Origin of the sequence: Streptomyces sp. NPDC051738 (assembly GCF_044453205.1) — a bacterium.
GTDB lineage: Bacteria > Actinomycetota > Actinomycetes > Streptomycetales > Streptomycetaceae > Streptomyces.
Map to the genome: position 1 here is coordinate 331,055 of NZ_JBITCM010000005.1, position 23,307 is coordinate 354,361.

The 23,307-nt window shown below is 72.5% G+C and carries 19 protein-coding genes; 9 read left to right on the forward strand and 10 right to left on the reverse strand.

What is annotated here, in order from left to right:
- Positions 1 to 40 precede the first annotated feature (40 nt).
- Together ACIA8X_RS14675 and ACIA8X_RS14680 are read right to left on the reverse strand one after the other, a co-directional pair.
- Entirely contained in the window at positions 41 to 721 is a 681-nt protein-coding gene (locus tag ACIA8X_RS14675; protein WP_393445872.1) for an HAD family hydrolase, read from the reverse strand.
- 19 nt (positions 722 to 740) lie between these two features.
- The gene (locus ACIA8X_RS14680) at positions 741 to 1,220 is read right to left on the reverse strand and encodes an Lrp/AsnC family transcriptional regulator (protein ID WP_393446413.1); all 480 of its coding nucleotides are present in this window, start codon (positions 1,218 to 1,220) and stop codon (positions 741 to 743) included.
- Between the two features lie 194 nt (positions 1,221 to 1,414).
- On the opposite strand from ACIA8X_RS14680, the gene ACIA8X_RS14685 reads away from it, so the two are divergent.
- A complete protein-coding gene (locus tag ACIA8X_RS14685; protein ID WP_399458389.1) occupies positions 1,415 to 2,911 on the forward strand; it encodes an FUSC family protein in 1,497 nt (498 codons plus the stop codon).
- A 95-nt stretch (positions 2,912 to 3,006) separates the two neighbouring features.
- Positions 3,007 to 3,492 carry a MarR family winged helix-turn-helix transcriptional regulator gene (locus tag ACIA8X_RS14690; RefSeq protein ID WP_393445868.1) on the forward strand — a complete coding sequence of 162 codons (486 nt, stop codon included), beginning with the start codon at positions 3,007 to 3,009 and terminating at the stop codon, positions 3,490 to 3,492.
- Positions 3,493 to 3,586: 94 nt separating this feature from the next.
- Here the strand turns inward: ACIA8X_RS14690 and ACIA8X_RS14695 are convergent, their stop codons facing one another.
- On the reverse strand, positions 3,587 to 4,237 hold the full coding sequence (locus ACIA8X_RS14695) for an FMN-dependent NADH-azoreductase (RefSeq protein ID WP_393445866.1): 651 nt from the start codon (positions 4,235 to 4,237) through the stop codon (positions 3,587 to 3,589).
- A gap of 145 nt (positions 4,238 to 4,382) precedes the next feature.
- Here ACIA8X_RS14695 and ACIA8X_RS14700 point away from each other — a divergent pair, with 145 nt between their 5' ends.
- The 3 genes from ACIA8X_RS14700 to ACIA8X_RS14710 all read left to right on the forward strand — a co-directional run bounded on the left by ACIA8X_RS14700 (position 4,383) and on the right by ACIA8X_RS14710 (position 7,109).
- Positions 4,383 to 5,048 carry a nitroreductase gene (locus ACIA8X_RS14700; RefSeq protein WP_393445864.1) on the forward strand — a complete coding sequence of 222 codons (666 nt, stop codon included), beginning with the start codon at positions 4,383 to 4,385 and terminating at the stop codon, positions 5,046 to 5,048.
- Positions 5,049 to 5,087: 39 nt separating this feature from the next.
- Positions 5,088 to 5,816, forward strand: coding sequence for an SDR family oxidoreductase (locus tag ACIA8X_RS14705; RefSeq protein WP_399458390.1), 729 nt, complete (start codon positions 5,088 to 5,090; stop codon positions 5,814 to 5,816).
- Between the two features lie 240 nt (positions 5,817 to 6,056).
- Entirely contained in the window at positions 6,057 to 7,109 is a 1,053-nt protein-coding gene (locus ACIA8X_RS14710) for a lactonase family protein (protein WP_393445860.1), read from the forward strand.
- 82 nt (positions 7,110 to 7,191) lie between these two features.
- On the opposite strand, the gene ACIA8X_RS14715 is transcribed toward ACIA8X_RS14710, so the two are convergent.
- The 4 genes from ACIA8X_RS14715 to ACIA8X_RS14730 all read right to left on the reverse strand — a co-directional run bounded on the left by ACIA8X_RS14715 (position 7,192) and on the right by ACIA8X_RS14730 (position 11,060).
- Positions 7,192 to 8,115, reverse strand: coding sequence for a sirohydrochlorin chelatase (locus tag ACIA8X_RS14715; RefSeq protein WP_393445858.1), 924 nt, complete (start codon positions 8,113 to 8,115; stop codon positions 7,192 to 7,194).
- A gap of 119 nt (positions 8,116 to 8,234) precedes the next feature.
- The gene (locus ACIA8X_RS14720; RefSeq protein ID WP_393445856.1) at positions 8,235 to 9,227 is read right to left on the reverse strand and encodes an N-acetylglucosamine kinase; all 993 of its coding nucleotides are present in this window, start codon (positions 9,225 to 9,227) and stop codon (positions 8,235 to 8,237) included.
- Positions 9,224 to 9,901: a uracil-DNA glycosylase gene (locus ACIA8X_RS14725; RefSeq protein WP_393445854.1), complete on the reverse strand. Its 678-nt coding sequence runs from the start codon at positions 9,899 to 9,901 to the stop codon at positions 9,224 to 9,226. The genes ACIA8X_RS14720 and ACIA8X_RS14725 overlap by 4 nt, the downstream gene beginning before the upstream one ends.
- 73 nt (positions 9,902 to 9,974) lie before the next feature.
- Positions 9,975 to 11,060 (reverse strand): WD40/YVTN/BNR-like repeat-containing protein, encoded by a 1,086-nt coding sequence (locus tag ACIA8X_RS14730; RefSeq protein WP_393445852.1) that lies wholly within the window; start codon positions 11,058 to 11,060, stop codon positions 9,975 to 9,977.
- Between the two features lie 278 nt (positions 11,061 to 11,338).
- Here ACIA8X_RS14730 and ACIA8X_RS14735 point away from each other — a divergent pair, with 278 nt between their 5' ends.
- Positions 11,339 to 11,926 (forward strand): hypothetical protein, encoded by a 588-nt coding sequence (locus tag ACIA8X_RS14735; RefSeq protein WP_399458391.1) that lies wholly within the window; start codon positions 11,339 to 11,341, stop codon positions 11,924 to 11,926.
- 524 nt (positions 11,927 to 12,450) lie between these two features.
- On the opposite strand, the gene ACIA8X_RS14740 is transcribed toward ACIA8X_RS14735, so the two are convergent.
- Entirely contained in the window at positions 12,451 to 14,157 is a 1,707-nt protein-coding gene (locus ACIA8X_RS14740) for an acyl-CoA dehydrogenase family protein (RefSeq protein WP_399458392.1), read from the reverse strand.
- Between the two features lie 74 nt (positions 14,158 to 14,231).
- Here ACIA8X_RS14740 and ACIA8X_RS14745 point away from each other — a divergent pair, with 74 nt between their 5' ends.
- On the forward strand, positions 14,232 to 15,023 hold the full coding sequence (locus ACIA8X_RS14745) for a PaaX family transcriptional regulator C-terminal domain-containing protein (protein ID WP_399458393.1): 792 nt from the start codon (positions 14,232 to 14,234) through the stop codon (positions 15,021 to 15,023).
- 180 nt (positions 15,024 to 15,203) lie between these two features.
- Here the strand turns inward: ACIA8X_RS14745 and ACIA8X_RS14750 are convergent, their stop codons facing one another.
- Together ACIA8X_RS14750 and ACIA8X_RS14755 are read right to left on the reverse strand one after the other, a co-directional pair.
- Positions 15,204 to 15,986 carry a pectate lyase gene (locus ACIA8X_RS14750; RefSeq protein WP_399458394.1) on the reverse strand — a complete coding sequence of 261 codons (783 nt, stop codon included), beginning with the start codon at positions 15,984 to 15,986 and terminating at the stop codon, positions 15,204 to 15,206.
- A gap of 44 nt (positions 15,987 to 16,030) precedes the next feature.
- Entirely contained in the window at positions 16,031 to 17,011 is a 981-nt protein-coding gene (locus ACIA8X_RS14755; RefSeq protein WP_399458395.1) for a polysaccharide lyase family 1 protein, read from the reverse strand.
- Between the two features lie 431 nt (positions 17,012 to 17,442).
- Here ACIA8X_RS14755 and ACIA8X_RS14760 point away from each other — a divergent pair, with 431 nt between their 5' ends.
- Together ACIA8X_RS14760 and ACIA8X_RS14765 are read left to right on the forward strand one after the other, a co-directional pair.
- Complete coding sequence (locus tag ACIA8X_RS14760) at positions 17,443 to 18,756, forward strand: PHB depolymerase family esterase (RefSeq protein WP_399458456.1); 1,314 nt, start codon at positions 17,443 to 17,445, stop codon at positions 18,754 to 18,756.
- A 148-nt stretch (positions 18,757 to 18,904) separates the two neighbouring features.
- Entirely contained in the window at positions 18,905 to 23,305 is a 4,401-nt protein-coding gene (locus ACIA8X_RS14765; RefSeq protein WP_399458396.1) for an HAD-IC family P-type ATPase, read from the forward strand.
- Positions 23,306 to 23,307: the final 2 nt, after the last annotated feature.

The window sequence follows — 23,307 nt, forward strand, 5'->3', positions numbered from 1 at the left end:
ACGAGTGGGGGTCAATGGGTCTGGAGCGTTTTAATTCCGGTCAGCTGCGGAGCCAGTCGTACGCCGCACGCGCAGTGAACTCTCCCTGCCCGCCCCGCAGTAGGAGACCGGCGGTCGCGAACTCCGGGGCGTCGGCCTGGGCGGCCACGTACGGGATCGCGATGCACCGCATCCCGGCCGCGTGCGCCGCGGCGGCGCCGGGGGCCGCGTCCTCCAGGACCACGCAGTCGCCCGGGGCGACGCCCAGTCGGCGGGCCGCCTCCAGGAAGACGTCGGGGGCGGGCTTGCCACGGTCGACCTCGTCGGCCGAGACGACGGTGCGCAGATGGGCGTCCAGGCCCGTGCCGGCCAGGATCGCCGTGATGGCTTCCAGCGACGAGCCCGACGCGACGGCCATCGGGACGCCCTCGGTCGCCAGCAGCTCCACGAACTTGCGCATCTCGGGGTACGCGCGCGTGGCGGTGCGGGAGAGTTCCAAGTAGCGGCGGTTCTTGGCGGCGAGTAGCTCCTCGACGGTGGCCTCCAGGCCGTACTCCCGCTTCCAGAGCGTGACCGTCTCAAGGGTGCTGATGCCGACGTACCGCTCGTGATCCGCCCAGGTGAAACCGGGCATCCCGTGCTCGGCCAGGACCTGGCGGCCCGCCTCGAAGTAGTTGGGCTCGCTGTCCACGAGTGTTCCGTCGAGATCGAAGATGACCGAAGTGCCGCTGAGACCGCTCATGGCCCCAGCATGTCAAAGGTCATTTCCGGGCCGCCGCCCGCCCGATCGACTCCACCAGCGGCAGCAGCCGGTGCGGGACGCGCTCGCGCAGGGCCACCTCGCTGCGGGTGCGGACCACGCCGGGCAGGCTGATCAGCTTCTGGATCACATCCTCCAAGTGGGCGTTGTCGCGGGCCACCACCCGGGTCAGCAGATCCCCGCCGCCCGTGATCGAGAAGGCCTCGACGATCTCCGGTAGGGCGGCCAGTGCGTCGCCCACGTCGTCGAGGTGGCCCTGGGTGACCTCGATGTGCACGAACGCCAGCACCGGATGGCCGAGGGCGGCGGGGGAGAGGGTCGGCCCCGTGCCGGTGACCACGCCGTCCCGCTCCAGCCGGTCGAGCCGGGCCTGCAGCGTGCCGCGTGCGACGCCCAGGATGCGGGCGTACTCGCGCACGCTCGTGCGGGGCTGCTCCAGGAGCAGCCGCAGGATTCGGGTGTCGAGCTCGTCGACGGCGATGTATCCGGCCTTTCCGCCTATGTGGTCCGTTGGCCCGCTGATGGACGTACCAGGACCGATATTCCTGTGCCAATGGCCCAGCATATTAGGCGGCACTTGAGCCAGTCTCCTCGATGATGCTGCAATGGACCGGTCGATGGCGCTGCGGACCCCGCGGCGCCTTTTTCATGCCGGTGCGAAGGGGCGGGGAAGCAGTGCTGAAGAGGGTGTTCGTGGCGTCGGACCCGGGGCGGGCGCGGCTGCGTTTCGCCGTGCGGGCCGTCCTCGGCATCGGGCTCGCGGTCGTCGTCTGCGCCCTGGCCGGACATTCCCTCGTCGGCGCCGTCACCGGCGGGCTCGCCGCCCTGCTCGCTCTGTTCACCGTCACCGACGCCACGGTCCGCGGACAGGCGGTCACCACCGCGCTGCTGCCGCTCGTCGGTCTCCCCGTCCTCGCGGCTGCGGCCGAGCTGCACGACCACCCGGTCGCCCGCGACCTCACCTTCCTCGCCGTCGTCGGCGCCGGTGTCTACGCCCGCCGCTGGGGGCCGCGCGGGCACAGCCTCGGCGTGTTCGCGTTCATGACCTTCTTCGTGGCGCAGTTCCTCCAGGCGACCCCGCGGCAGCTGCCCGAGCTCTACGCCGCCGTCCTGCTCTCCCTGTTCACCGCGTCCGCGGTGCGCTTCGGGCTGTGGTGCTACGAGCGCCGGTTGCCCCCGGCGCCCGTACCCGCACCGCCCGGCGGGAGCGGCCTGGCCCGTGTGACCACCCGCCAGGCCGTCCAGGCCACCGCCGGCGCGGGCTTCGCCCTCGTCGTGGGACAGCTGGTGTCCGGACAGCGCTGGTACTGGGCCGTCGGCGCCACCTGGTGGATCTTCGTCAACACCGCCTCGCGCGGCGAGACCCTGGTCCGCGGCTTCCGCCGGGTCCTCGGCACGGTGATCGGCATCGGCCTCGGCCTGCTCGTCGCCGTCCCGCTGAACGGCGCGGGGATCCCGACGGCCGTGCTCCTCACCGTCTGCGTCTTCGGCATCTTCTACACCGCAGCCGTCTCCTACACCTGGATGATGCTCTGCGTCACGGTGCTCGCCGAGCTTCTCTACGGCCTCCTGGGCGTCCTCGATCCCGCCCTGCTGGCGCTGCGGCTCGCCGAGACCGGCGTCGGGGCGGTCGGCGCCGTGCTGGCGGTGCTGTTCGTCCTGCCCGTCACCACCCACACCATCACCGACGCCTGGATCCAGCGGGCCCTGCGCTGTGTCCACGCGGCCACCGCCGAGGCCGCCGCACGCCTCGCCGGGGACGAGAGCGCCGACCCGGCCTCCCGGGTGGCCGAGCTGGAGCAACTGCTGGCTCGGGTACGGCTCTCGGTCGCCCCGCTGGTGCACCCGCTCAACCCGATGCCGGCCCGCAAGCGGCGCGCCCGCCGCGTCCTGGCGCTGCTCGACGACTGCGCCCGCGAGATCCGCGGCCTGGCCGCCGTCGCCGCCGACCCGGAGGCCTCGCACGACGCCCGCCTGGCCGCCGCGTGCTGGCGGGTCGAGGCCGCGGTCGAGGCGCTCACCGGCGGCACGGACGTCAGCGCCCCCACCGTGCAGTCGGCCGCGTCAAACCCGGCACTGGCTCACCTGCACGGCCTGGAGCGGGCGCTGGCCGAGCTGGCCCAGCCGCTGCGCACGCCGTCCGGATCGCGGCTCGCGACGCAGCAGTCGTAGAGATTCGGCTTCGGCATGGGGCGGCACCATGTGGCTTCAACACTTGGTTTCAGCCGATACCGTATCGAATGTGTGGCCGACGGTACGGTGACCTCATGACCGCCGACGTCCCCACTCCTACCTCCACTCCCACCCCGCGTGCCACCGACCGCCCCGGCGACGGCTCGCCGTTCGCACTCGGTCTGCTGCTGCGCCGGGCGCACTGGCGCGCGGCCGCGGTGATGACCGAGGCGCTCCGGCCGCTCGGCGTCGAGTTGCGGCATTTCGCCGTGCTCATCGTGCTGGTCAACTCAGGACCCACGGTGCAGCGGGATCTGGCGGCGGCGACCGGCTCGGACAAGGCCGGAATCATGCGGGTCGTGGACGACCTGGAGCGCAAGGGGCTGGCCGTCCGCAAGGCCGTCCCGGGGGACCGGCGGGCTCGGTCGGTGGAGATCACACCCAAGGGGCTCGAACTCTTCGACGCGGCTCACGCGTCGGCGCAACCGCTGGCCGACGGGCTGGTCGCCGGACTGGCGCCCGGCGAGACCGAGCAGCTGATGGATCTCCTGACCCGATTCGCCCATCCCGCAGACAGCTAGGCAGACAGCGAGGCATGAGCGCGCCCGCGCGACGGTTGCCTGTCGCGCGGGCGCTTTGCGGGTCTACGGCCCGAGGGTTGCGAGGCCCTGAGGGTTACGCGGCCAGGCGCTCCGCCAGTTCCTTGGCCTTGGTGGCCGCGTCCTCGAAGGCACGCTTGCGGGAGGCCTCGTAGAGCGGGATCAGCTGTGACATGGCCGGGTTGCGGGGGGCCAGGGTGAGTTCCGGGACGATGAAGTCGAGGTCCAGACCGAGGGTGCGCTCAAGGACGGCCTCCAGGTAGTTCTGGACGAACTCGAAGCCCTCGCGCGGGGTGCCCGGCGCGTAGGAGCCGCCGCGGCTGGCGACGACGACGACCGGTGTGCCCTGGGCGGAGGGGTTCTCGCCGGCGGTGCGGCCGAGCAGGAGCACGTTGTCCAGCCATGCCTTCAGGGTCGACGGGATCGAGAAGTTGTGCATCGGGGCGCCGATCAGGATGGCGTCCGCCTGCTCCAGTTCCTCCATGAGCATCTCGCGCGCGGCGAACGCGGCGGACTGCTCCGGCGTGCGCTCGGCCGGGGCGGCATAACCGGCGGACCAGGCGACGGCCGTGATGTGCGGGACGGGGTCGGTGGCGAGGTCGCGGTAGATCACCGTGCCCTCCGGGTGCTGCTCCTCCCAGGCCGTGCGGAAGGCGGCCGCGACCGAACGGGACGAGGACGCCTCGCCGGGCAGTACGGAGGAGTCGATGTGCAGCAGCGTGGCCATGGCTTTCTCCCAAGGGTGTGGTCCGAGTGGGGTCCCGGAACCGATGTCTTGTTCTCATCCATAGTTAAGCACGAGAAAGTATCGACTGATACAATCGCGATTGCAACGCAGATGGACAAGTTCAGCAAACGGGAGGTAGACGATCTTGGACGTCTATGAGGCGGTCACCAGCCGGCGGGCGGTACGCGGATTCACCGACCGGGAGGTCCCGCACGAGGCACTGGAGCGCGTGCTCTCCGCGGCGGCCTGGACGCCGTCCGCATCGAACCTTCAGCCCTGGCACGCCTACGTGGTGACCGGCGCGCCACTGGCCGAACTCAAGAAGCGGGCCGGTGAGCGCCTGGCCGGCGGCGACCCCTGGGACGAGCCGGAGTACGAGCAGTACCCGCCCGAGCTGAAGTCCCCGTACCGCGAGCGCCGATCCGCCTTCGGTGAGCAGCGCTACGGCGCACTCGGCATCCCGCGTGAGGACGTCGAGGCGCGCCAGCGGGCCTCTTCCGCGAACTGGGACTGCTTCGGCGCGCCCGCCGCGCTGTTCTGCTACATCGACCGTGATCTGGGCCCGGCCCAGTGGTCCGACGTCGGCATGTATCTGCAGACCGTCATGGTGCTGCTGCGCGCCGAAGGGCTGCACAGTTGCACACAGATGGCCTGGGCGAAGTTCCACCGGACCGTCGGCGAGGTCCTGGTGCCCCCGGACGAGCTCATCCTCTTCTGCGGGATGTCGATCGGGTTCGAGGACGTCTCCGTCGACCACGTCCGCACGGGCCGGGCTCCGCTCGACGAGACGCTCACGTTCGTCGATGGTTGAGAGGACCGCGCGCCCTCAGACCCCCACGAAAGGCATGTCATGAAATTCGCAGTCATCGGCGGCACCGGGCTGATCGGCTCGCAGGTCGTCAGCATCCTGAACGCCGCCGGGCACGAGGCGGTGCCGCACTCGAAATCCACCGGGGTCGACGTCATCACTGGCCAGGGAGTGGACGAGGCGGTGGCGGGAGCCGACGTCGTCGTCAACCTGACGAACTCCCCGACCTTCGACGAAGCGTCCCCGGCCTTCTTCCGGACCTCGATGGACAACCTCCTGGCCGCGGCCCACAAGGGCGGCACAGGCCACTTCGTCATCCTCTCGATCGTCGGCGTGGACCAGGTGCCGGAGCTGGACTACTACCAGGCCAAGACGCTCCAGGAGGCCCTCCTCGTGGCCGGGCCGGTCCCCTACTCGATCGTCCGGGCTACGCAGTTCATGGAGTTCATCGACGCCGTGCTGACCTGGACCGCCGACGCCGACACCGTCCGGCTGCCCGCCACGCCGATCCAGCCGATCGCCGCCAAGGACGTGGCCCAGGCGGTGGCGGACGTGGCCATGGGCTCCCCGCTGAACGGCATCCGCGACGTCGGCGGCCCCGAGATCTTCACCCTGGACGAGCTGGGCCGGATCACCCTGTCCCACAAGGGCGACAAGCGTACGGTCGTCACCGACCCCACGGCGGGCATGTTCGCCGCCGTCAAGGGTGACGTCCTCACCGACAAGAACGCCCACCTCGCCGCCACCCGCTACAGCGACTGGCTCGCCTGACCCGTTCGCACGGTGAAGTCGCTTCATCGGCCACCCAGAGGGTGGATCAGCCGCCCCGCCGGGTAACTCCGGGCCATCGGACGTCACGGAACCCGCGAGCCGTGCGGGAGCGGCCCGCGGGTGAGCCCGGCGGGGTGTGCCCTGTGGAACTTCCCCCGCCGACCCGAATTCTTGGTCTAGACCGATACTGATCCACTGCTAGCGTCGCCCCCGACGGCACCCGACCGGAAGGGGACAGCGGTGGCAGACATCGGCAGGCGGGGAGGACGGGCCTACATCGGATCGTTCACGGCGGCCGGTGGCCAGGGCATCACCATGGCCACCGTGGACAGGGACAGCGGCGCGCTGACCGTCCTGAGCGGCGTGGACGACCTGCCCGACCCCGCCTATCTGGCCCTGTCGCCCGGCGGCGACACGCTCTACGCCGTAAGTGAGACGGCCGACGGCGCGGTGGCCGCCTACCGCGTGACAGGAGACACCCCACAGCCGCTCGGACCGCCGGTACCGGTGGACGGCAGCGGGCCCGTGCACCTCAGCCTGTTCGCCGGTCACGTCCTGACCGCCAACTACGGCTCCGGCAGCGTCACCGCCGTCCCCGTCCGCGCCGACGGCACCCTCGCGGACGGCCCCTCCGCCGTCCTGCGCCACACCGGCTCCGGCCCGCACACGCCCCGCCAGCAGGGCCCGCACGCCCACCAGGTCCAACCCGACCCGAGCGGCCGCTGGGCCGTCAGCGTCGACCTCGGCACCGACTCCGTGCGGGTGTGCACCCTGGCCGACGGCCCGCTCGACCTGTACCGGGAGATCGCCCTGCGGCCGGGCTCCGGGCCCCGCCACCTGGCCTTCCACCCGCACGGCAGCTACGCCTACGTCCTCAACGAACTCACCCCCACCGTCACCGTCTGCCACTGGGACGCCGACGACGGCACGCTGAAGCCCCTGACGGAGACACCGGTCCTGCCGGGCGCCCCGGCCGGCGACGCCTACCCCTCGGGCATCGTCGCCTCGCCCGACGGCCGGTTCGTGTGGACCGCGACCCGCGGCGAGGACGTGCTGTCCACGTTCGCCGTCGAGGGCGACGAGCTGCGGCTGACCGGGACGGTGACCTGCGCCGGCCACTGGCCGCGCGCGATCACCGAGGCGGGAGGGCTCCTGTACGTCGCGAACGAGCGCTCCGGTGACGTGTCCTGGTTCACCCTGGACCCCGACCGGGGACTTCCGCGCTACGCGGGCTCCATCGAGGTGCCCGCGGCATCCTGCGTGGTCATCGGCCCGGACCCGGCCAGGGTGTGACCGTACGCCGAAGGCCCGCTCCCCGTTGGGCGATTCCAGGGGGCGGGCCTTCGGCGTGACGACTGTGGCTCCGACGCGGGCGTCAGCGGACCGGCGTGCCCTGCGCCTGCTGCGGGGCGATGCCCAGCGCCGTCGTGTACTTCGACAGGGCGAGCTTGCCGATCGCCGGGTACGGGCCGAGCGCCTCGGCGGCGGAGCAGCCGGCCTCCTGCGCGGCCTCCGCGATCAGGCTCGGGTCGATCTCCGGCCCTATCAGGTACGGCGCCAGCGCCAGCTGCTGCGAGCCCGAGGACCGCAGCTGCGCGGCTACGTCCGCGATCGAGCCGTCCTGGTCCAGAGCCGCCGCCATCACCGGAACGGCCAGACGCGCGGCGAGCAGCATGCCGGTGATCCCGGCCGCCTGCACGGCCTCGTCGCCGCCGACGGAGGCCAGGATGATGCCGTCCGCGGCGGTCGCCACGGTGAACAGACGGGCGCGGTCGGCGCGGGCCAGACCGGCCTCCGACAGACGCACGTGCAGCCCCTCGGCGAGCAGCGGGTGCGGGCCCAGCACATCGGTCAGGTCGGCCGCGATCCGGCTGTCCATCACGGCCTGGCGGATGACGCGCAGCAGCGCGTTGTCCGGGCCGGCCAGCAGCGGCACGACGACGGCGACGGGGCCGTCCGGCTCCTTGGCCTCCACCCCTGCGGCGAGCGCCTGCTCATAGCGCGCGGCACGCTCCTCGGCCGCGTGCACCAGCACGGACTGGAGCGTGGGGAACTCCGCGTCGTCACCGTCGACGTACCCGATCCGGGCGTCGAGACCGGGGAGCTCGGAGCGGGCGATGCTCACGACCTCCTCGGCGAGACCGCGGGTGGCGGCGCTCGGCGTCCCCGGCACCGCGAGAACGAGCGCGGGCGCGCCCTCGGGAGCCGCCAGGGGCTCGGGTCGGCGGTGCCGCCCGGGCTGACGAGGTCGCGGCATTCGTACTGGCAGGCCGGACGCGGGCCCAGTGGGGGAGCTCATGGCGACGCATGTTACTGGCTTCTTGGGCTCCCCTGTTCGGGGAGGGTGCAGGTGAGCGGTATCCGTCCGCTTTTGTCTGATTGAGTTACCTGTAGTGCGGATCCGAACGGCGTGGGGGATCAGTCCCCCTTTCCGGTCACCGCTCTCTCGGTCGCCACATGGAGCAGCCTGTCGTCACTCGGCAGAGTGAGTTCGCCCGTCGCCAGATCGGTGGCGATCCGCACCGACCCCAGCAACGGATCCCCGGCGGCCGGCACCCGCCGTGCGTGCGGCAGCCGCTTCGACAACTCCTCTTCCAGGGGTACGACCAGAGGGTCGCCCATCTTGAACAGGCCGCCGGTGAGCGCGACTTGGGGCTCTCCGGTGCCGGGGCACACGGCTGCAGCGGACTCGGCGATGTGCCGAGCGGCGGCGCGCAGGATGTCCGCGGCGACCGGGTCGCCGTCGGCGCAGACGGCCACGTGGGGAGCGAACGAGGCGAGGACGGCGGGCCGGTCCGGGCGCGGATACAGCTTGCCGGGCAGCCCCTGCATCGGGCCGAACAGCTCCTCGGCGCGGGCCAGCAGTCCGGCCGACCCGCCGGTCCGCCCGTCGTACGCGCGCAGCGCCGCCTCCAGCCCCGCCCGCCCGATCCAGGCACCGCCGCCGCAGTCGCCGAGCAGATGCCCCCAACCGTCCGCACGACGCCAGCGCGTCAGATCCATGCCCGTCGCGATCAGCCCCGTACCGGCGGCGACGACCGCACCGGGCCGGGGCCCGAGGGCGCCGACATAGGCGGTGACGGCATCGGCGACGAGAGCGACCCGCCCGATGCCGAACTCCCGCTCCAGCGCGCCCGGCAGGTCGGCGCGCAGGGCATCACCCAGCGAGGCGAGCCCGGCGGCCCCGATCCCGGCCGCCCCCAGCCGGTCGACACCGGTCTCGGCGACCAACGCCCGCACCATGGGGACCAGTTGCTCCATCAGGTGCCCGGGGTCGATGCCCCGATCACCGGTACGCACCGGCTCGCGGGACTCCCGCCCGGCCATCGCGCCCCGGTCGACGGTCCCGACGACGACGCGCATCCCGGACCCCCCGGAGTCGACGGCGAGGAACCCGGAGGCGTCGGTCACGGCAGACGCCAGTCCACCGGCTGTCCTCCCTGCCGGATCAGCAGGTCGTTGGCCCGGCTGAACGGGCGGGAGCCGAAGAAGCCGCGGTCGGCGGACATGGGGGAGGGGTGCGCGGACTCGACCGACGGAAGGTCGCCGAGCAGAGGGCGGAGGTTGCGGGCGTCGCGGCCCCACAGGATGGACACCAGCGGCTTGCCGCGTCCGGCCAGCGCGCGGATGGCCTGCTCGGTGACCTCCTCCCAGCCCTTGCCGCGGTGGGCCGCCGGTTTGCGCGGGGCCGTGGTGAGCGCCCTGTTGAGCAGCAGCACGCCCTGCTGGGTCCATGGCGTCAGATCGCCGTTGGACGGCTGCGGCAACCCCAGGTCCGTGTTCAGCTCCCGGTAGATGTTGATGAGGCTGCCGGGCAGCGGACGTACGTCGGGTGCGACCGAGAACGACAGCCCGACGGCATGTCCCGGCGTCGGGTACGGGTCCTGTCCGACGATCAGGACCCGGACGTCGTCGAAGGGCTGCTGGAAGGCCCGCAGGACATTCGGCCCGGCCGGCAGATAGGTGCGTCCCGCGCCGATCTCCGCGCGCAGGAAGTCGCCCATTCCGGCGATCCGTTCGGCAACGGGCTCCAGGGCCTTCGCCCAGCCCGGTTCGACGATTTCATGCAAGGGTCGTGGTGCCACGGGCGTCACCCTACTGCCGTAGCGGCGGTGGCGATCAACCAGTGGCCAAGGCCGGCCCGTAAGCGCTGACGGCTCATCCGATCACCGCGGCCCGTACACACAGCACGTCCGGCAGATGCGACGCCAACTGCTGCCAGCTGTCGCCGTCGTCGGCCGACGCGAACACCTCGCCGTTGCGGTTGCCGAAGTACACGCCCGCCGGGTCCGCGTCGTCCGTGCGCATCGCGTCGCGCAGCACCGTGCCGTAGTGGTCCTCCTGCGGCAGGCCCGCCGACAGCGGCTCCCAGGTCTTGCCCGCGTCCGCCGTACGGAAGACGCGGCATCGCCGGTCGGCCGGTACGCGGTCGGAGTCGGCGGTGATCGGGAACACGTACGCCGTCTCGCCGCGGTGGGGGTGGGCGGCGGCAGCGAAGCCGAATGTGGACGGCAGGCCCTCGCCGATGTCCGTCCAGTGCGCGCCCGCGTCGTCGCTGCGGTACACGCCCCAGTGGTTCTGCAGATAGAGACGGTCCGGGCTCGTGGCGTCCTGCGCGATCTTGTGCACGCACTGGCCGAACTCCGGGTTGGGATCCGGCAGGAACACCGCGGAGACACCGGAGTTGGAGGGCGCCCAGCTCGCGCCGCCGTCGGTCGTCTTGAACACCCCGGCGGTCGAGACGGCGACCGTCACCGCTTGTGGGTCGCGCTTGTCGGTGATCACGGTGTGCAGGCCCTCACCGCCGCCGCCCGGCACCCACTTCGACCGGGTCGGGTGCTCCCACAGCGGGCGGACCAGCTCGAAGGTCTCGCCGCGGTCCTCCGAGCGGTACAGCGCGGCCGGTTCCGTACCCGCGTACACCACGTCCGGCTCCGCGGCTGCCGGGTGCAGCTGCCAGACCCGCTCCAGGGAGGCCTCCGTGTCCTTCGGGAACTTGACGGCCGGCTGCGCCGGTTCGGTCCAGGTGCGGCCCAGGTCGTCGGAGTGGAACACGGACGGGCCCCAGTGCGCGCTGTCGCCGCCCGCCAGCAGCCGCGGGCGCTCGCCCCGGGTGTCGATGGCGACCGAGTACACGGCCTGCGCGTTGAAGTACGGGCTCTCGTCGAACTCCCAGGTGCCACCTCGCCTCCGCCCCAGGAACAGTCCCTTGCGCGTGCCCACGGCGAGCAGTACCTCGGTCATGCCGATCACCTCCGCGACGTCGTTGTCCCGAACACCGGCCAGTCTGCACCCCGGCACTGACAGTCACCTCTGGAAAGGCGTACGTCGCAGGTCAGCGCGGCGAGGATAGCTCGGGGCCGCGAACCGCGGGGCACTTTCGCGAAGTCGCCCGCGGCAGCCGCCCGGCCTGTGTGACGCTCGACTCCGAGGGTGCGTGCCGTGAGCAACCGGCTGCCGTCTCCCGTATGGAAGAGCGGTCGGTCCGGCATGTTCGTGTGCTCATGAGGAGGAAGCCTTCGATGGCGTTCCGTGGTCCGAAGGTGTGGCTGTGGCGTTGGCGGCGCAATCCGCTCAAGCGCCGGACCGATGTGGTGGAGGCCTGGGTACTGCTCGCCGCCTGGGGGCTCACCGTCCTCGCCGGAGTGCTGGCCGGCCTGGGGACGGCCGGCACGGTCGAACAGGGCATGGCCAGAGAGCGCGTCGAGTGGCGTCCGGTCGTTGCCCTGCTCACCGAGCAGGCACCCGGCCCGACCGACTCGCGCACCGGTACGTCGAGCGGCGCGACCGTCTGGGCCAAGGTCCGCTGGAGCGCGCAGGACGGTTCCCCGCATACCGGCCAGGCTCGCGTCCGCCCCGGCAGCGGCGTCGGCACACCGGTCACCGTCTGGACGGACCCCCAGGGCCGCCTGGTCACGAAGCCCGCCTCCCCGACCGAGGCCCGCTCACGCGCAGCCCTGGTCGGCGGCCTCGCCGGCCTGTGCGCCGCATCCGTCCCCTTCCTCGCAGGCCGCGCCCTGCGTACCCGCCTGGAGAGCCGGCGCATCGACCAGTGGGGCTATGAGTGGGCGCGCTTCGGGCCGTTGTGGGGTGGGCGGACGACGGGGTGACGGGCGCGGGGGGAGTGGGCGGGCGGCGCGCGTCGTGGCCGCGAGGCACGGGGCACGCTCTCGCAGCACCGGCCGTACCCCTTCGTGGGCAGCATTGCCGTCGGTACCGACCAGGCTTGCTGACTCCGCGCCGGAAGGTTTCGTGGTGCAGCCGGGCAGGGGGCCAGGCGCTGCGGGTCCGGTGCCGCGACCGATGAACCGGGGGCGGCCGTCGGCCCCGGACCGTAGTTGCGGCGGTCACTGCGGCGACTGCCATGGGTGTTTGGCTCGGCGGTCGGTGCTGCGGCTTCGATGGGTGACTCGTCGGACGGTCGGGTCTGCGCCTTCGATGGCCGCGCTGACCGTCGGACGGTCAGGTCCGCGCCTCCCATGGCTGACCAGATCCACGGTCAGCACGGCGCGCGATGGCGGCCGGCCCGGCGCGGCCCCCGCTCAGCTGGCCGCGCTTCCCGCCCGCCGCGCCCGTCGGCACCCGCCCGGCGAACGGAGTCGTCGCTCTCCCCGCTCGGCCACCCCCGCCAACCTCACTCCCCACCCGGCAGCGCCCGCCCCAGAATCGCGTCCACGTCCGCCGCATCCGGCAGCGTTCCGAACGCATGCCCCCAGTCGCCGCCCAGTCGGGTCGCGCAGAAGGCGTCGGCTACCGCCGCGGGGGCGTGGCGGACCAGGAGGGAGGCCTGGAGGGTCAGGGCCATCAGTTCGACCAGGCGGCGGGCGCCGGGCTCGGAGGTGGTGGTCAGTAGGGCCTTCAGGCGGGTGACGGACGCGTCGAGTCGAGGGTCCGCTCCCTGGGCCAGGGCGAGTTCGGCGAAGAGGGCCTCGGCGGTGTCCGGCTCCCTGACCAACGCCCGCAGCACATCGAGGGCGTTGACGTTCCCCGAGCCCTCCCAGATCGACAGGAGGGGAGCCTCGCGGTAGTGGCGGGGCATGCCCGAGTCCTCGACGTAGCCGTTGCCGCCCAGACACTCCAACGCCTCCGCGGTGAAGGCCGGACCCCGCTTGGTGACCCAGTACTTGCCGACGGCGGTGGCGATCCGGCGGAAGGCCGCCTCACCCCCGTCCGCACCCTCCGCGCCCTCCCCGCGCACCGTCCGGTCCGCCGCACCGGCCAGCCGTAGCGTGAGCGTCGTCGCGGCCTCGGACTCCAGCGCCAGGTCGGCCAGGACGTTGCGCATCAGCGGCTGGTCGATGAGCCGAGCCCCGAACGCGCTGCGGTACCGCACATGGTGCCCCGCCTCGACGAGCGTCTTGCGCATCAGCGTCGCCGACGACATCACGCAGTCCAGACGCGTGCAGTTGACCATCTCGATGATCGTCTTGACGCCCCGCCCCTCGGCCCCGACCAGCCAGGCGACGGTCCCGTCGAACTCGGGCTCGGAGGAGGCGTTGGAACGGTTGCCGAGCTTGTCCTTCAGACGCTGGATACGGAAGGTGTTGCGGCTGCCGTCGGGCAGGACGCGCGGCACGAGGAAGCAGGACAGGCCGCCCGGGGCCTGCGCCAGTACCAGGAAGACGTCGCACATGGGCGCCGACGTGAACCACTTGTGCCCCCGCAGCGTGTACACGCCGGGCTCGGCGGACGGCCAGGCCGTGGTCGTGTTCGTACGGACATCGGAGCCGCCCTGCTTCTCGGTCATCCCCATGCCCGCGAGCAGACCCCGCTTCGCCGTCGGCACGCGCAGCCCCGGGTCGTACTCCCGGCTGGTCAGCAGGGGTTCGTAGACCTTCGCGAGTTCGGGCTGCTTGCGCAGCGCGGGGACGGCGGCGTACGTCATCGACGTCGGACAGCCGTGCCCCGCCTCGGTGTGCCCCCACACCAGCCCGCCCGCGGTCCGCGCGACGTGCGCTCCGGGCCGGTCGTCCGCCCAGGGCGCCGCAGCCAGCCCCTCCGCGACCGCGACCCGCATCAGGTGGTGCCAGCTCGGATGGAACTCGACCTCGTCGACACGATGGCCGTACCGGTTGTGCGTACGCAGCTCGGGCTCGTGCCGGTTGGCCTGCTCACCCCACTCCTGCGCCTCCACGCTCCCGGCCCGCCGACCGAGCCGCCGGATGTCCTCCTCGGCCCACCCGGCGCCCTCCCGGCGCAGCCCTTCGAGCAGGGCCGTGTCCTCGGACGCGTCGTACGGAGTCGAGGGAGGGGGCTGGTTGGTGACGTCATGGGTGGCGTACTGCCCGGACGACTGCTCGTGAGCGGCTCCGGACGGCTCCTGGGCGAGTATCGAGACCATGCCGCCAGTGTTGCACCATCTCTGTGATTGCAGCAATCCTGTAATACGTCGCCCTGTCACGTACAGTCGTGGCCATGCCGAACAACGCGTCACCGCAGGCCGGCGAGGTGGACCTGCGCCCGCTGTCCGCCCGCTCGGTCGTGCTGAGCCTGCTGCTGGGGCTGCATCCGCCCGAGCTGCCGGTGAAGGATCTGGTGCGCGGCGTGGAGCCGTTCGGGATCGCGGGATCCACCCTCCGTGCCGCGCTCAGCCGGATGGTGGCGGCCGGAGACCTACGGCGTGCCGACACGGTCTACGGGCTCAGCGACCGGCTGCTGGACCGCCAGCGCCGCCAGGACGAGGCGGTCCACCCCGAGACCCTGCCCTGGACCGACGACTGGGAGATGCTCGTGGTCACGGCCACGGGCCGGGGCCCGGCCGAACGGGCGGAACTGCGCACCGAGTTGATCCGGCTCCGGCTCGCGGAGCTGCGCGAGGGTGTCTGGCTCCGGCCTGCCAACCTGCTCCGCCCCCTGCCCGACGCCCTCGGCCAGGTCGCCGAGCGCTGCACGGCTCGCCCCGACCGCCCCGCGCGCGAGCTGGCCGCGAGCCTGTGGCCGTTGGACGCGTGGAGCCGGACGGGCCACGCCCTGCTCGCCCAGGTCGCCCGCGCGCGACGCCCCTCCGACCGCTTCACCGCGTTCGCGGCCGTCGTACGGCATCTGCTCGCCGATCCGGTGCTGCCGCCCGAACTCCTGCTGCCCGACTGGCCGGGCGAACCGCTGCGCGCCGCCTACGCGGACTACCGGGTGGAGGTGGCCGAGGCGGTGCGGGTGCGGGGCGCCGGTGAGGTGACCGAGGACGCACGCACGCGTGGCGGCCGCTAGCCGACCGTAGGGGCCCCGGAGTCCTGGCTCAGAAGCCGTCATCGTCGGCACAGCCACCGGCCTGCAGAAACCGCCCTTAAGGAAAACCGCCCGAGAACGCCACGGCGGCCGTACGAAGCGCCGTGCGGGGACGCTTCGTACGACCGCCTTCACCGTGGGGGGACTACCTGCTGCCGGGGCCTACCTGTAGGTGATGTCCGAGCTGGAGTACAGGCAGTTGGTGCTGTCCGGCCCCGTACCCACGGCCGTGTTGTTGTTGTACTTCTGGCACGGAACGACCTTGCGGGAGGCGTCGTTGAGGATCGTGATGCCGCGCAGTGTCGCCACGTCGCCCCGGTTGACGTTGATGCCGACGAGGCGCGCCGTGGAGCCCGTGCCGGTCACCTCGATGTTGCTGAGGTTGACCTTGCGCGTGTACTGCGTGGAGCAGTCGCCGCACGAGCGGTACAGCGTCTTGAACTCGCTGACCGCGAAGTTGGAGATGTTCAGCGTGCCCGGCCCGTTGTGCTGGAAGACCTTGTCGGCGGCCTTCTTGGCGCCGCCGCCGGTCACCGTGTAGGTGGAGCCGCCGCGGAAGGTGGCGGCGTCCTCGCCGACGTCCTCCCACCAGACGTTCTGCAGGGTGCAGTTGCCCTCGCAGTGGATGCCGTCGGCGCCGGGCGCGCCGATGATGACGTTCTTCAGCGTCGCGCCGGCCGCGAGCTTGAAGATCGGGTCCTGGCCCTCCTCCTGGCCGTCACCGGCCAGGTCGCCGCTGCCGTAGTAGCGGACCATGCCGCCGTCCCGGACACCGGACACGGAGATCGTGGAGCTCACCGGCTGGCTGCTGCTGGGCGTCGGCCAGGTGGCGGCGCTTGCCGGCGGCGCTCCGACTGTCGTGATCATGACAGACGAGAGTCCGAGTGCGGTCAGACCGCCCGTCAGTGCGCGCCGGCGGGGGCGCGGCTTTGCTGGTGAAGTCATGTCCCGTATGCCTTCTTCCAGTTGGGGGTGATCGGAGTGGGGGATCAGATCTTTCCGGCGCCCGCGCCGGACGTCACCGAGGCGACGACTGTGGACGCGGGCTCGGCGGTGTAGCTGTAGGGCGGCGCGGTGAAGGTGCCGGTCTGGGAGACCTCGGTCGCGGCCCCGCCGAGATCGTTGCCGCGCAGATTGGCGTAGCCGTCGACGTCACTGCTGCGGTTCGTGGTCACGGCGATCTTCGTGTCGCGGAAGACGTTGTTCTCCACGAGCATCTGGGCGCCCATGCGCGAGTGGCAGGCGGTGTCCGCTCCGGCCACGTAGTTGTTGTAGAAGTGCCCGGTGCCGAAGCGCAGGCTGGGGATGCGCGAGTAGACGTTGCTGAACTGGTTGTGGTGGTACGTCACCTTCAGGTGCCCGGTGTCCTCGCTCGCGTTGTTGTCGCTGTGGCCGACGAGTGAGCCCTTGAAGTGGTCCTTGAAGGTGTTCCAGGACACCGTGACGTTGTCCGAGCCGTGGTTGATGTCCAGCAGGCCGTCGTAGTAGTCCTTGTCGTGATCGCGGTCGGCCGAGAAGGAGTTGTGGTCGATCCACACCTTCGTCGACTCCTGGACCGTCACACCGTCCGCCGGTGCCACCGGCTTGCTGATGTTCAGGTTGCGGATGACGACGTTGGTGACCTCCTTCAGCCGCAGCCCGCCCCCGGTGAACCCGGACGACGAACCCACGCCCAGCACCGTCGTGTTGGAGCCGACGTCGACCTGACCGCTCAGCGAGATCAGGCCGTTGACCCGGACGACCTTGGCCGAGCTGCCGGTGACCGCCGACTTGAAGGCGTCCAGCGTCGAGACGGTGACCGCCGAGGCGCTGCCGCCGCCGGTCGTCCCCGCGCCGAAACCGATCGGCGAGGTCTCGGCCGCCCCCGCCGGATTGGGCAGGATCATGACAGCCGCAGTGGCGAGAGCGGCTGCGGCGGCCGTCACCAGTGCGGTTCTTTGCGGGCGTGCACGTGGGGGGAGAGTGCGCATGCGGGTGCGTCCCTTCGGAAGAACCTGCTCGATCGTGTACGTGAACGATGTGCATCATCTTGAACGCCGTGCGCGGACAGTGCGGCCATGTGGGGGGTGTTGCGGAGCGGCTCGGTCACACTGTTGAACGGAACGTAGGGGGCAAGCGCTTTCTAGTCAACGCTTTGCGCAGAAGAAATCAGTCAGCGCTGGTGGTGGGCAAGGGCTCTCCTCGCACCTTGCGTGGGAGCGCTTCCATGATGGGCGTGCGCATGCCACGATGCCCCTTCCGGGTGGACCCCGCATCGAGCGGTGACGGCTCCCAACTCCCCTGGAAGCCCGGCCTGCTGACCCGGACGAACAGCTCCTGCTGAACCACCGCCGCACCACGTCCACGAGCCGCGACCAGAAGGGACAAGGACGTGCCATCCCCCACCCCCACGCCCATCCACATCCCCACCGCCCTGCGCACGACCGTGACAAGACAGCTCCGGACGCTACTCGCCGCCCTCCTGCCGCTGCTCGCGGCGCTGCTCGTCGCCGCCCCTACGGCCGCCGCCCGCACCGAGGCCGCCGACGTCGTCCCGACCGCGACGCTCACCGAGGTCACCGACTTCGGCACCAACCCCAGCAACCTGCGGATGTACGTGTACGTGCCGGACCGTGTCACCGCCAACCCGGCCGTCCTGGTGGCCGTGCACTGGTGCACCGGCTCCGGTCCCGACATGTACAACGGCACCGAGTACGACACGCTCGCCGACCAGTACGGCTTCGTCGTGGTCTACCCGTCCGTCACCCGCAGCAGCAAGTGCTTCGACGTCTCCTCGCCGCAGGCGCTCAGGCGCGACGGCGGCAGCGACCCGGTCGGCATCAAGTCCATGGTCGACTGGGTCACCCGCACCTACGACGCCGACACGAGCCGGGTCTTCGCCACCGGCATCTCCTCCGGCGCGATGATGACCAACGTCCTGCTCGGCGACTACCCGGACGTGTTCGCCGCCGGCGCCGCCTTCTCCGGAGTCCCCTTCGGCTGCTTCGCCACCACCGACGGCTCCGAGTGGAACAGCGCGTGCGCACAGGGCACGGTCAGCCGCACCGCGCAGCAGTGGGGCGACATCGCGCGTGCCGCCTACCCCGGCTACACGGGGCCCCGGCCCCGCATGCAGCTGTGGCACGGCACCGAGGACGACGTCCTGCGTTACCCCAATTTCGGGGAGATGATCAAGCAGTGGACGAACGTCCACGGCGTCAGCCAGACCCCGGCCGCCACGGACACGCCCCAGTCCGGCTGGACCCGCACCCGCTACGGCGGCACCGGCGACCGGGCCCCCGTCGAGGCGATCAGTCTCCAGGGCGTCGGCCACAACCTCTACAGCAACGGCATGGCGGCCCGGGTCCTCACCTTCTTCGGCCTGGACAGCGGCGGCCCCGCACCCCAGCCCCAGCCCGGCGCCTGCAAGGTGACCGCCACCACCAACGCCTGGAACACGGGCCTGACAGCCTCGCTGACGATCACCAACACGAGCACGACGTCGGTCAACGGCTGGCAGCTCGGCTTCACCCTGCCGACCGGCCAGACCATCACCAACGGCTGGGGAGCCACCTACACCCCGGCCACCGGCACGGTGACGGCGGCCGGCGCCTCGTACAACGCGTCTCTCGCGTCAGGAGCGAGCGTCAGCATCGGCTACCAGGCGAACCACACCGGCAACAGCGCGGCACCGGGCACCTTCACGCTCAACGGGACGGCCTGCACGGCCGGTTGACGCGATCCCACGGCCCGAGCGACGAGCCTCGGCCCATGGGCGCCCCGGCATGCCCTGCCGGGGCGCCTCTGCGCGGATGACATGGCGTTTTGCGGGAACCCGGGCCGCACGGAAGGCGTTGTCGAGCGAGGTGCAGCGAGGGCGAGCCATGGTTCTGGGACTCCTCACACGTCCGACCACCGCCGCGGCCGGACTGGTCGTGGCCGGGCCCCGGCTCCTGGTCGGCGCAGCCGCACCCGCGGTGGGAGCCGCCGCGGGTGCTGTGGCCTCGACGGCCCGGGCCGGGGTACGTACCGCTGACGCCGCGGCGCGTGTCGTGCGGGTCGCCCGCAACACGCTGCCCGTCGGCCCGCACCCTTGGCGGTCCGGCACCCGGACCCACCTCGCGCTACGGCCCGAGGCGCCGGAGCGCGTACGGCGGCAGGGCGGGACCGAGCGCGCGGCGCGCCGTGTCGCCGCGGCGCTGGCGGAGCGGCCCGACGTGGCCCTCGCGTACTGGGACGGCGGGCTGCGCCGACTGGTGGTGACCGCCGTCGAGGAGTCGGCCGGCGACCGGGTGCTGGAGAAGGCGACCGAGATCGCGGCCCGGCACGGGCTGGCCCCGGCGGACGAGGCGGTGGACGACGTCCCCCACCCGGCCGACCCCGCCGGAGTGCGGGCCGCCGCCACGACGCTCGCCGCCGACGGGATCGGTATCGCGACCGCGTTCACCGGATACGTCCTGCGCCTGCCCGCCTCGCCCCGGTCGGTGACCGCGCTGGTGACGCTGCTGCGAGAGAATCCGCGCTTCCGCGGATGGCTGCGCGCGAGGATCGGCCGCTCCCGCATGGACATGGCACTGGCCATCGCCAACGCGGCCGCCCACGGCGCCGGCCGCACCCCGACCGCTCTGGTGCTCGACGGCGCGCTGCGCACCCTTCAGCTGGCGGACACGGTGGCCCGCGCGGCGGCGTTCGACAAGGTCCACGACGAGGTCTGCGCGCCGGAGCGGGCCGCCAGGGCCGGGGATCGCCGCCCGCGCCCGCCGCTGCGCACCTCTCCGGCCCAGGAGTACGCCGGTCACGCCGAGGCCGGCAGCCTGGTCGGCGCCGTGGCCACGCTGCTGGTCAAGCACGACGGCACCGAGGCGGCGGAGGCCGTGCTGGCGGGCTCGCCGAAGGCCGCACGCTACGGGCCCGCCGCCTTCCACGCCGTACTGAGCTCCGCGCTGTCCCGCACGGGCGTCCTGGTGCGCGACACCGAACGGCTGCGGCAGCTGGAGATGGCCGACACGGTCGTCCTGCATCCGAGTGCACTGCGGACGCCCGGTGCCGACGCGGACCCGTGGGCCGAAGCCGTGCTGGACGCGGCGCGGCGGGCCGGCCTGCGGGTCGTGATGGTGGACGACCCCGCGCTGGCCGATTTCACGAATCTCGCCGACCAGGTGGTGGGCGACGACCGGTCGCTGAGCGACGTGGTGGGCGCGGCGCGCGGCGCGGACGGCGTCGTCGTCACGGTCGCCCGGCCGGATGCGGCCGACGAGGACGTGCTCGATGGGCTGCTCGCCGGCGATGTGGCCGTCGCCCTGACCGACCGGGACGGGGCCGTCGTCTGGGAGGCGGACGTGCTGGCCCCGCACGGCCTCGCCGACGTGTGGCGGCTGCTGCGGGCCGTCCCCGCCGCGCGCGGCGTCGGCGGCAGGTCGCAGACCCTGGCCCGGTCCGGCGCCGCCCTGTCCGGGCTCCTGGTAGCCGTCGGCAAGTCCCGGCATGGCCGCCGTACGCCCTGGCCCGGGCTGCGGCACACACCGGTCGACCTGAGCGCGGCATGGGCGCTGCTGACCGGCGTGCGAGCGGCCCTCGGCGTGGCGGTCGCCCGAGCCCCGCACCCTCGTGGACGGGTGGCCTGGCACGAACTGGAACCCGCCGAGGTCCGCGACCGGCTGGAGCACGAGGAGGACCCGGAGACGACCCTGTCCGAGCAGGTCACCGACCGTGCGCGTCAGGCGCTCCGCACGATGGGCCGACAGCGCGCCCTCGCACCGGTGAGCGGGCCGCTGCGGCTGGCGAAGGCGGTGCGCGGCGAACTCGACGACCCCCTCACCCCGGTGCTGGCCGTCGGCTCGGCCGCCGAGGCGATTCTCGGCTCCGTCGTGGACGCCCTGCTGGTCGTCGGCGCGCTCGACCTGAACGCGCTGGTCGGCGGCGTCCAGCGGATGCGGGCCGAGCGGGCGCTGTCCGGGCTGCTGGCGAAGCAGAAGCAGAAGGCGCGGGTCACGACCGAGGAGAAGTCGCCGCCCCCAGGGCACCTCGTGGACGCCGCCAAGCTCCGTCCCGGCGACGTGATCGAGCTGCGGGCGGACGACGTGGTGCCCGCCGACGCGCGGGTGACGTGGGAGGACGGCCTGGAGGTGGACGAGTCCGCGCTGACCGGGGAGTCCCTGTCGGCCGACAAGGGGACCGACCCGACGCCGGACGCCGCCGTGCCGGACCGCAGCTGCATGGTGTTCGAGGGGACGACCGTGGTGGCCGGGCACGCCCGGGCCGTCGTGGTGGACACCGGCGAGCGGACGGAGGCCTCGCGGGCCGTGACCCTCGCCGCCCGCACCCCGCCGTCCGCCGGAGTACAGGCCAGGCTGCGGGAACTCACCGACAAGGCGCTGCCGTTGACCCTGGCGGGCGGTGCCGGGGTGACCGCTCTGTCGCTGGCGCGCGGCACACCCGTCCGCCGGGCGGTGAGCGGCGGAGTGGCGGTGGCCGTGGCCGCGGTGCCCGAGGGGCTGCCCCTGGTGGCAACGGTGGCACAGCTGGCGGCCGCGCGTCGGCTGAGCCGCGGGGGAGTCCTCGTCCGAGCCCCGCGCACCCTGGAGGCGCTCGGCCGGATGGACACCATCTGCTTCGACAAGACCGGCACGCTCACCGAGAACCGGCTGCGCCTGGTGCGGCTCACCGAAGCCGACGGCACCGTCCGTAAGCCGGACGAGAAGGCGGCCGACGCCACGCTGCGGATCGCGGCCCGTGCCTGCCCCCAGCTCGACGGCGGCTCGGACCGGCCCGTGCACGCCACCGACGAGGCCGTCCTGGACGCGGCCGCCCCCGACCCCGAGTGGTCCCAGACCGAGGGCCTGCCCTTCGAGGCCGGCCGCGGTTACGCCGCCGCCGTCGGCCGGGCCGCCGAGGACGACACCCCGGTGCTCGTGGTCAAGGGCGCCCCCGAGACGGTGCTGCCCGCCTGCTCCGGTCTGCCCTCGTCGGCGACCGAGGTGGCGCAGAAACTCGCCGGCGACGGACTGCGCGTCCTGGCCGTGGCCCGGCGCCGCCTCGACGCGCCGGACGAGGGGGCGGACGTACTCGAACAACCCCTGGAGAAGCTGGAGTTCACTGGCCTGCTGGCCCTCGCCGACATGCCGCGCGACACCTCCACGGCCCTCGTCCAAGGGCTGCGGACGGCGGGCGTACGGCCCGTCATGCTGACCGGCGACCATCCGCAGACCGCCCGGGCGATCGCCGCCGAACTGGGCTGGCCCGAGGACACCGGCGTGGTCACCGGTGACGAACTGGCGTCCGCGGACCGGGAGGCACGCGCCCGGATGCTGGACGACATGGGCGTCGTGGCCCGGGTCGCGCCCGAGCAGAAACTCCAGGTCGTCGAGGCGCTTCGGGATGCCGGCCGGGTGGTCGGCATGGTCGGCGACGGAGCCAACGACGCGGCGGCCATCCGCGCCGCCGACATCGGCGTCGGCATCAGCGCCCGCGGCTCGGCCGCCGCCCGCAACGCGGCCGACCTCGTCCTCACCGACGGCGACCTGACGGTCCTGGTCGACGCGGTCGCCGAGGGCCGGGCCCTGTGGCACAGCGTCGCCGACGCCATCGCCATCCTGATCGGCGGCAACGCGGGCGAGGTGGGCTTCGGTCTCCTCGGCACCCTCCTGTCGGGCGCGGCGCCCCTGTCCACCCGCCAGATGCTGCTGGTGAACCTGTTCACGGACCTGTTCCCGGCGATGGCGGTGGCGGTGACGCCGAAGGAGACGGAGGAGTCGGAGGAGTCGGAGGAGTCGGAGGAGACGGAGGAGCCCGACCGGCCCGACCACGGCGGTGACTCGGGCACGGACGGCGGTGAGCCCGGTCAGGGCACCCGCGTCGCCCCCACAGGCACCGAACCCCTCGGCACCTCACTCCTCGGCGCGCCACTGATCCGCAAGATCCGGCACCGTGCCCTGACCACCACGCTGGGCGCAACGTCCGCCTGGCTCTTCGGCCGCTTCACCCCGGGCACCGCCCGTCGCTCGACCACGATGGCCCTGTGCGCGGTGGTCGGCACGCAGCTGGCCCAGACGCTGGCCGACCGTCGAGGAAGCCCGCTGGTCCGCGTCACCGCCCTCGGTTCCGGGGCCGTTCTCTTCGTACTGGTCGAGACGCCGGGCGTCAGCCACCTCTTCGGCTGCACGCCGCTCGGTCCGATCGCCTGGGCGGGCGTCGCCGCGTCGATCGCGCTCGCGGTGTCCGGCCAGCGGGCCGTGCCGTATCTGGAGCGGATGGTGACCCGGCACCTGCCGACTCACCTCCGGTGATG